The sequence below is a fragment of the Flavobacterium sp. UGB4466 genome, from assembly GCF_903469665.1.
Classification (GTDB): Bacteria; Bacteroidota; Bacteroidia; order Flavobacteriales; family Flavobacteriaceae; genus Flavobacterium; species Flavobacterium lipolyticum.
The window spans coordinates 1-1798 of sequence record NZ_CAGKLC010000224.1 but is presented as its reverse complement, the minus strand read 5'-3'; the positions used below and the strand labels follow the sequence as shown (position 1 = coordinate 1798).

Here is a 1798-nt window from a genome sequence, read left to right as displayed (position 1 = left end):
ACAATACAGTTCCTTCTCCTGATAATAAATAATCAGGGGTATTACAGTCTACTACCAATGCCTGCTCTTCTTCTGTGCTTAACATCGTCAAATCACCTATTGATGAGGTTCCGTTTTCTAAGACAGCTGTTAATAAGTTCTCGTAATGTGATCTTAATCCTGATACCGTAGAAGAGCTGAAAAGATCTGTAGAATAGTTGAATGAAAATAAGATTCCCTCAGGGCCGTCTTCGGCAAAAATGGTTAAATCAAATTTCGAAATATTATAGTCCACTGCCATCGGTTCAATAGTAATGTCACTAAAATCGGCCACCTTAGCATCCGGATTGTTGTTTAAAACAAACAATACCTGGAAGATAGAATTTCTGCTCTTATCTCTTGCCTTCTCCACACGATCTACTACTTTTTCGAACGGAACGGCAATATGATCATAAGCTTCTAAAGTGGTTTGTTTTACCGATTTCAGCAACTCATTAAACGATGGGTTACCAGATAAATCGCTTCGAAGAGCCAAAGTATTCACGAAGAACCCGATCATAGATTCTAATTCCTGCTGCGGACGATTGGCAACGGTAGTTCCGATACAGATATCTGACTGTCCGCTGTAACGATATAACAATACTTTATAAATGCTTAACAATAACATAAATAGGGTTACTCCTTCTTCTTTTGCATAAGCCTTTAAAGCTTCACTACGCTGGCTGTCTAGCCTAAAACTAACAAAGTCACCGTGGCCGCTTGGAACGGCAGGTCTTAGATAATCAGTAGGTAGTGCTGAAGGAGCTACGCCTCCTAATTTTGACTCCCAATACTCTAGTTTCTCTGCTAAATAAGCGCCGGATACCTGAGAACGCTGCCAAACCGAATAATCTGTATATTGAAAACTAAGCACCGGTAAATCGGCTTCTCTTCCTGACGCATACGAAGCATAAAGTTCTTTAAACTCATTAACAATAACAGAAGAAGACCATCCATCGGTAGCAATATGATGACGCACCAGTACTAAAATATGTTCTGCATCTGATACTTTTATTACTGTAGCACGAAGCATATAATCTTTTGATAAATCAAATGATTTGTTTACTTCATTTGCCAGGAATGATTTGTAATCCGTTACAGAAGTCAAAACACTCATCTCCCAACGATCAGAAGACTGCAGTTCCTGATAAGCCACACCTTCTTTCTCTACAAACACTGTTCGCAATGCCTCATGGCGTTCTACAATTGTTTTTAGCGCCTGAGAAAGAAAGTCTATTTTAAGATCTCCTTTAAGGTTTAATAATACTGGTACATGGTAATGCTCACTTCCTTTTAATTTATCAATAAACCATAAACGCTCCTGAGCATATGACAATGGAATATCGGCAGGTAAGTCTTGTTTGGTTACCAAAGGAAGTACAGCTGTATTGTCCTGACTTTCTATAAAAGCTGCTAAAGCTGCAATATTAGTATGGTCGAATATATCAGTGATATTAATTGCCACATTAAGTGTCGTTTTAATAGCTGATAATAAACGAACAGCCAGTAAAGAATGACCTCCCAATTCAAAGAAATCATCCGTAACCCCAACCTGTTCTACATTTAGCAGATCTTGCCAAATAACAACCAATTCTTCCTCTGTTTTTGTCTCTGGTGCCACATACACACGTCCTTCTGTAACAGTAGGATCCGGTAATGCTTTTCTGTCGATCTTTCCGTTTGAAGTTAATGGCATCTGATCCAAAACCACAAACACCTGAGGAACCATATAATCCGGAACCAATCCTAAAAGATACGATTTCAAATCAGACTCTGAAAA

The 1798-nt window shown here is 38.7% G+C and carries 1 protein-coding gene; it reads right to left on the bottom strand.

Going from position 1 to position 1798, the window contains the following annotated elements:
• Nucleotides 1–1798, bottom strand: a 1798-nt coding sequence (locus JO950_RS21750; RefSeq protein ID WP_237732426.1) for a condensation domain-containing protein, incomplete at both ends; no start/stop codon positions are given.